This is a genomic window from Bacillus sp. B1(2022) (assembly GCF_040259625.1).
Taxonomy (GTDB): domain Bacteria; phylum Bacillota; class Bacilli; order Bacillales; family Bacillaceae; genus Bacillus; species Bacillus velezensis.
The window spans coordinates 1-7,975 of record NZ_JANIFO010000023.1; the positions used below are offsets into that span (position 1 = coordinate 1).

The 7,975-nt window shown below is 50.2% G+C and carries 3 protein-coding genes; all 3 read right to left on the reverse strand.

The genetic code is table 11. The annotated features are described in order from the left end of the window. Positions 1-3 precede the first annotated feature (3 nt). Positions 4-384 carry a DUF1360 domain-containing protein gene (locus tag NQS30_RS21225; protein WP_007410116.1) on the reverse strand — a complete coding sequence of 127 codons (381 nt, stop codon included), beginning with the start codon at positions 382-384 and terminating at the stop codon, positions 4-6. Between the two features lie 72 nt (positions 385-456). Then, complete coding sequence (locus NQS30_RS21230) at positions 457-4,260, reverse strand: non-ribosomal peptide synthetase (RefSeq protein ID WP_015239971.1); 3,804 nt, start codon at positions 4,258-4,260, stop codon at positions 457-459. 18 nt (positions 4,261-4,278) lie between these two features. Then, the coding region (locus tag NQS30_RS21235) for an amino acid adenylation domain-containing protein (RefSeq protein WP_350322349.1) at positions 4,279-7,975 on the reverse strand (3,697 nt) is incomplete at its 5' end.

The following is a 7,975-nucleotide window of genomic DNA, read 5'->3' on the forward strand; positions in this document are numbered from 1 at the left end:
GCTTCAGGACTTTTTATGTTTCATGGCGGCGAGCACGTCAATGACCTTCGTTCCGACGCCGACACACGTTTCAAGAATGGCCTGCGCTCCGGCGATAGACAAAATGAAAATAACCGGATGTGCATAGCGGGGCCAGACCAAGTAGCAGATGCCGATCAATATTGCGCACCAGACGCCCGCACACCAATAACATTGCAGCATATAACCGAATGCGGAGGAAGGGACTTTTTTTTGGACGGCGCGCCCGTTTTGATCGACGGTTTTTTCTTGCTTTATAAAGGGTTTTCTTATGAATTCCGTAATCTTATCAAATACGATCAAATGGGTCAGCCGGTAGCTGGCAAGAATGATCATTACATACGTAAGCCAAGATAGGTTCGTCATGTCAAAGCCTCCAAAAAACTGGTTTGATTCCCCTATCTTGCCCTCTGTCATCCTGAACCATTCTGCCGGATGTTACAGATTCCGCGCCAAGCGTCTTCCGCTGTTTGCAATGATGTCCAGTATGACCTCAGCATTTTGCTGTGCAAAGGCGGGTTCAAACATATCTTTATGGGCGCCCTCGCCTTGATATTCCTGATAGAGTCCCGTTGTGGCGCCTTCCCATTTCATCGGCTCGGTCTTATCACTGTGCTCTTCCTTTATGCCGGCCTCGATAAAATGGACGTTTGCCGCGATTTGGCCGTCATTTATCAGTTCCGCCCAGTACGTTTGATAGCGCTCTGTTTTTCGGATGACCGCTTCCCTGACGGCTTCCGGGACATTTTCGGCTGTTGCGTTTGTTGGCTGCGGCGGCAATGTGTCAAGCTTTCTGTACGCGTCTGCGATAATGACGTCGCTGATTTCTAAGCCGCGCTTTTCCATCGCTTTTGCCGCCTCGAATGCCGTATTGCCGCCTGCCGAATATCCGAAGAGTATATAAGGGCCTTCCGGCTGGATTTCCAGCATTTTATCAATGTATTGTTCCATTCTGCTGTCTTCTTCAATAAAGTTAAAACCGTACACAGCAGCCCGTTCGTTTAATGCCGCCGCAAGATCTTTAAAGAAAATCCCGAAACCTGAGATAGGCGGAAAACAGAATAGGTTGCGGCCTTTCGGCTGGTTCAGTCTGCTGATATGCTGCTCTGCAGCTTCTGTCAGTGTGTTTGAATACAGCTTTTCAGCCAATTGTTCAATTGTCGGATATTCAAATATCATTTCAATCGGCACATCCATCTGCTGCCTGGTCTTCAGCTGATGAATCACTTGCAATGCTTTCAAAGAATGGCCGCCCAGCTCAAAGAAGTCATCCTGTATGCCCAGCTCCCTGCAGCCGAGGATCGGCGTCCAAATGTCGATCAGCTCACGCTCTACCCAGTTTCGTGGCGGAACGGCTTTTGATGACGTTTTTTTCCGTTCCGGCGCAGGCAGCCCGCGGCGGTCCACTTTGCCGTTTGCGGTAAGCGGCATACGGTCAAGCTTCATCACATACTTTGGAATCATATAGTCGGGAAGCGACCTGGCCAACAGGGATCGAATGGCTCTTTCTTCAACATGTGCGCCTGTATAATACGCACAAAGGATTGCTTCTTGTCCTTCTTTTGCTACGATGACTGCCGATTCCCTGATTCCATCAATTTCAGTCAAGCGCGCTTCGATTTCGGCCGGCTCAATCCGCTTCCCGCGAATCTTGAATTGGCGGTCGATACGGCTGATGTATCCGATGCTTCCATCAGGCAGCCAGTGTGCCAAGTCGCCTGTTTTGTAGATCTTTTCTTCAGGATGAACCGGGTGGCTGACAAACGCTTCACTTGTTAAGTCAGGCCTGTTTAAATAGCCTTTGGCAACCCCGTCACCGCCGACACAAAGCTCACCGGGCACGCCGATCGGCGCAAGTCCGCCATTTTTATCAATGATATACGCGGTTGAATTGCTGATCGGTTTTCCGATTGGGATCGGCTGAGAAAAATCGTGCCTGATTTCGTAAAAGGTAGAAAATGTCGTATTTTCCGTCGGTCCGTATATGTTATAAAGGCTGAGATTCGGACAGCGGTGTCTGACCTTATTGATGAGCGCCGGGGACAATGCTTCTCCGCCGACATATAAGGTGTGCAACCCAGAAAACATCTCCGGATCTGCCTGGGCGAACTGGTTAAAGAGCGCCGTCGTCAAAAACAGAATCGTAATCCGGTTGGAAGAAAGATAATTGCCGAACCTCTCAGGGGCAAGCATTGTCGAGCGGTCAACCACATGAAGACATGCTCCGTTCAAAAGTGCTCCGAAGATTTCAAACGTCACTGCGTCAAAACCGATGGACCCTGTCAGAATGAGACGGTCCGACATGCCAGCCGACGTGTAATTGCTGTTTGACACGAGCGATACGACGTTTCGGTTGGAAATCATCACGCCCTTCGGTTTTCCTGTTGAACCGGATGTATACATAATATAGGCAAGGTCATCAGGTGCTGTATCGGTATTCAGTTTTCCCGCATCAGGTGTTTGTTTTTGAGCTGCAGCCGGGATAGAGATGATGTGAGAAAAGTCAATGTCAGTCTCAATTCCTTTTTGTACCGTTAACAGCTGTGCTCCGCTCTCAGTGAGCATATCGGCGATCCTGTCGGTTGGCAGTTCTGCATCAAGAGGAAGGTACGTCCCTCCCGCTTTCAATACAGCGAGAACAGCGATGATAAATTCCGGTGAGCGTTCGGCCAGAATCCCGGCAATTCCCTTTGGCGCCAAACCGTTTTCCAGCAGGGTGCGGGCGAATGCAGTTGACCGTTCATCGAGCTCCCTGTACGTCATCGTCAGCCCGCCGGCGTGAAGCGCCTGATGGTCCGGGGTTTTCTTCACCTGTCGGCTGAACAGGCTGATGATGCTTTCATCTCTTTCATAAGTTGTTTTCGTGTCATTAAATTCGCCGATTATTCTTGATTTTTCCTTTTGTCCGAGCATCGGAAGCCGATCAGCCGGAACATCGGGATTGAAGGCGGCGCCGCGCAGAGCTTCTTCCAAGTGTCCTTTTACGCTCTCTATCCATACTTCGTCATAAACGTTCGCATTGTAGCTGAATTTGATGAGCAGCTCATCGCCAGGCGCTATGATGAGGTTAAAATCGTAGCCCGATTGTTCCGAAACGTTGACATTCCCGATCCGGAATGGTGCATCCGATTCCTTTTCCGCGTCTTTCATCTGCTGCTGAATCGGATAATTTTCAAACACGATAATATGGTCGATTAAATCCTGTTTCAGCTCAGTCTGCGATTGGATGTCAGCAAGCGGATGATAGCTGAACGCCTCTGAGTCAAGCATTTCTTTCTGCAAGCGGCCCAGCAGTTCTCTAAAGCTTTCGTCACCCGTTTTAATGCGTACCGGAACGGTATTGATAAACAGCCCGATCATGCTTTCCACGCCGTCAATGACGGAAGGCCGCCCTGATACGACGGCGCCGAATACGGCATCGTCCGTCCGGTTGTAGCGCTGCAGCATCAGGCCCCATACAGTCTGCATAAGAACCGCGAGCGTAGCGCCCTCTTCTTTGGCGATGGTTTTCAGCTTGTCCGTCAGGTTTTGATCTAAAGAAAACAGCAGCTCTTTCTTACGGTAGCCTTTTTCCTGGGGACGGGCCGATATTTTCGGGAGTCCTGAGGGTGTCTCGCAGCCTGCTAAATATCCTTTCCAATACTCAGAAGCCGCGTCTTTGTCCTGATCCGTCAGCCATGTAATATAAGAGCTGTAAGGCTTTGCGGGCGCCAGTGTGACAGGTGAGCCTGATTCAATCGCCCGGTACATATGCATGAATTCCTGAAGGACGATGCCGAGGCACCAGCCGTCCATAAGGATGTGATGGTGGCTCCAGACGCATACATATTTTTCGTCAGCCGTTTTAAACAAAGAAACACGCATCAGCATATCCTTTTGCAAGTCAAAGCCTTTTAAGCGGTCACGTTCCTTAAATCGCTGTAAATAGATGCTCTGTTCCGCTTCGTCCAAATGTGTAAGATCTTCGCGGTGCAGCCGGAATTCCCGCTCACGCAGCACAACTTGGCGGGGGCCGTTCAGCTGAGCGACATGAGGTAAAAAAACCGTTCTGAAAATATCGTGGCGGCTGATGACAGACTGTACGCTTTGCTCAAACAATTCCGGACGAAGCCGGCCTTTTATGGTGAAGACGGATTGTTCGATATATGCAGCCCCCTCCTTTTGCAGAAAGGAATGAAAAAGCATTCCTTCCTGCATTCGGCTGAGGGGATAAATATTTTGGATATTTTTTGTTTTGTCCATGTGTTCCTCCCGCTCGGTTTAGTGGAAGCTGAGTAAGTCGGCAATATCCTGCAATGCTTCCTCAGTCAGCTCCCGATCATCAAAGTCACTGACGGTCTTCTCCGTACCGGTTTTGCTGAGGCAGTGTTCCGACAGTTTCAGGAGATAATACCGGCAGCTTTCGGACAGCCGTTCGATCGTATCTTGCCGGAAGCGCTCCGTTTCATAGGAAATGCTGACGGTCATCCGGCCTTTTGCCGCAATCGCGCTGATTTCAAGTGACTGCTCCCGTTTCCATGTATCTGTCACATCATCTCCGCCTCCCAAAGGAGAAAACTGAAACGCGTCAGGCTGTTCCGTTTCTGCCGGGTTCCCGCCGGGCGCATCGAATTGTCCGAGATAATTAAAGCTGATCTCCGGTGCTTTCCCGAAAGTCATCCCGGCAAGCTTCGGCGGTGTTAAATATTTGAGGACGCCGTATCCGTTCCCTTTATCCGGAATGCGCCGCAATGTGTCTTTGACGGTTTTCAATGTGCGAATTTCATATTCTTCAAGAGGTTCATAAACTCCGCTCCGGAAAAGCACCGGGTAAATGGAAGTGAACCACCCCACTGTCCTGCTGATGTCCGCACCTGCCTGCTCCGATTGGCGTCCGTGTCCTTCAAGGGCGATTTTCAAAGCGTGCCGCGGCGACCACTTTTGAATGGCAAGCACGGCGGAAGCCAAAAGCACATCTTGCGTATCCGTATTGTAGGCGCTGTGTACATCTTTCAACAGGGCGTCCGTTTCACTTTCTGTCAGAGTGAAGGATACCGTGTTCCGTTTTTTTGCAGGAGTTTGAGATAAATCTGCCTGTTCGTAAGGAAGACTTTCTGTTTCATAGTGTTCAATCTCCCGCCAATACTCCGCCTGCTGAAGAAGCTGTTTACTTTCCGCATAATCGGCCAGCTGCTCCGTATATGTTTTGAATGACATGGTTTTCGGAGGGAGTTTGATTTCCTGTCCAGAGATGGCCTGTTCATAAGCAGAAGCCAAGTCTTCCAATAAAATCCGCCATGATATCCCGTCGACAGCGAGATGATGGACCGTCAGAAACAAGTAATCTTCTGCTTCAGAGCGGAACAGCCCCGCCTGTACCAGCGGCCCGTTCTCTAAATCCATGTTTCTCTGAAGCTCTGCGACGCGGCGTTTTACAAAACGTTCCTTCTCATGCTCATCGCCTTCCATTTCTAATATGGTCAGGCTGTAAAGCTGTTCATCTGCGAGGTCAGCCGGTCTGTTGAAGAGGAGAAGACCTTTCTCTTCGTCTTTTATGCAGACAAGGCGCAAGGCATCATGATGTACGGTAATGGCTTTTAACGTTTTCCTCAGAGCCTCTTCATCTATTGAATTTGCTCTCGTCAGCATGACGGACTGGTTAAAATGATTTGCTTCCTTCATGTCTTGTGTGAAGAACCATTTGTGAATCGGCGACCACTTCACTTCTCCTTCTGCAGGAGCTTGGCTGACCGGCTGCCGCTCTGTACGGACATAAGGCGCCAGCTCCCTAATTGTCGGCCGGCTGAAAATATCTTTTACGGCGATCTGTTTTCCTGCCTGATGTAATCGGGCTGATACTTGCAGGGCTTTGATGGAATCGCCGCCCAGTTCAAAAAATGATTGATCCGCGGCAATGTTTTCAGTTCCGAGCACTTCGCTCCAAATCGCGGACAGCTCTTTTTCCATGTCGCTTTCAGGCTCGGTAAATGCCTGTCCGGTGTGCGCTTTTTTCCGCGGCTCAGGAAGCGCGCGGCGGTCAAGCTTCCCGTTCGGTGTGACAGGCAGTGCTTCAAGTGTTTCAAAGAACGCCGGCACCATATAAGCGGGCATTTCATTTCTGAGCGCCTGCTGCACGGTTTCACTTTCTGTTCCTTCTTCTGTCACGATATAAGCGCATAGTTCCGTTTGGCCTGCTGATGCGGTATGAGCGGTGACGGCTGCTTCTTTGACACCTTTTATGCCTGTTAAGGCGGATTCAATTTCTTTCAGTTCCACCCGGTAGCCTCTGATTTTGACTTGCTCGTCCATTCGGCCGATATATTGCAGCGTGCCGTCCGGCAGCCATTTTGCCAGATCACCCGTGCGGTACATGCGCCGGTTCTTCCGGAACGGGTCTTGGACAAAGGCTTGAGCCGTTTGCTGAGGAAGATTGCGGTACCCTCTTGCAAGACCGGAACCCGAGATGCAAAGTTCTCCCGTTACACCGATCGGCTGCGGATGATCTCCGTTTAAAATATAAACGTGTGAATGCTCAATCGGACGGCCGATCGTAATGTTCTCGCTTTGTTCTATATGTCTTGCCGCTGTAGTGGCGACGCTGTTTTCCGTCGGGCCGTACTCATTGGCAAGCTCCGTGTGTGGACAAACTGATAAACTGCGGCTGATAATGTTTTGGTCGACAGCTTCTCCCGCTAATGTGACAATTCTGAGAGACTCTGCATCCCCCGGCTCCAGTACGTCAAGCAGTGTACGGTACAGTACGGGAACAATGATCATGTGAGTGATGCGGTAAGATGCAAGATAGTGTTTAATAGCAAGAATATCTCTTGCTTCATCTTCGGCTAAAACGGCCGCTTTCGCACCGGAAATCAGCGGTGTGAACATGCTTGTTACAAACCCGTCAAAGGAAAATGAAAAGAGCTGAAGAATCGTATCTTTCTCATTCAGATCATAAAATCCGCTCCGCCATTGAAGGGTTTGGCTGACGGATCGATGTTCGACCATAACCCCTTTCGGCCTGCCTGTCGTTCCCGATGTATAAATGATGTAAGCCAAATCTTCCGGTGCTGATAATGACTGGACCGGCGAAGCATCCTGTTCTTGGATATCCTCCAGTGCGAGCACTTCACCGTTAAAACGATCAGGCACTTGTTCTATCGCACCGTGTGCGGTAAGGAGAAGCGCTGTGCCGCTGTCTGAGATGATATATTGCTTGCGTTCCTCCGGATATTCAGGATCTATCGGGACGTAGGCTCCTCCGGCTTTCCAAACCCCGAAGACTGCCGCGACTTGTTCCGGCGATCTTGGTATCACAATGCCGACGGCTGCATCAGGTCCGATCTGCCGTTTTTGCAGAGCTCTGGCGATTTTATTCGACCAGTCATCTAATTCTTTGTATGTGATCAATGTTTCCCCGCTGATAAGGGCCGCGGCATCAGGTGTTTTTCGCGCCTGGGTGATGAACAGTTCATGAACTGTTTTTTCAGGCAGCTGTTGATCCGTCATGCCGTTAAAGTCCGAAAGAATCCGGTTCCGTTCCGGAGCAGTCAGCATGCTGATCGCTTGTAAAGAAGTTTCCGGTTCACGGACAATGTGTTCAAGCATCGTCATAAAGTGGGAAGCCCAGCGTTGCATTGTTTCTCTCCGGAATAAAGACGCCGCATATTCAAACAGAAAATGAATTTGTCCCCCGCCTTCAGAAGCCTGCAGAGTGACATCAAATTTGGAAACCGGACGGGACACGTCCGCAGGCTGAATATGCAAACCGTCCAACAGCAGTTCCTCATGCTCTATATTCTGGACGACAAGCATGGCGTCAAACAGCGGATTGCGGCTTGTGTCCCGCTGCACACCGAGCCGTTCCACTAGCTCTTCAAACGGGTAATCCTGATGCTCATACGCCTCAAGCGCGGCCTGGCGGACTTCCGCCAAGTAATCGGTAAACCGTTTGTCTCCTTTCGGCTCCGTTCTGATAGCG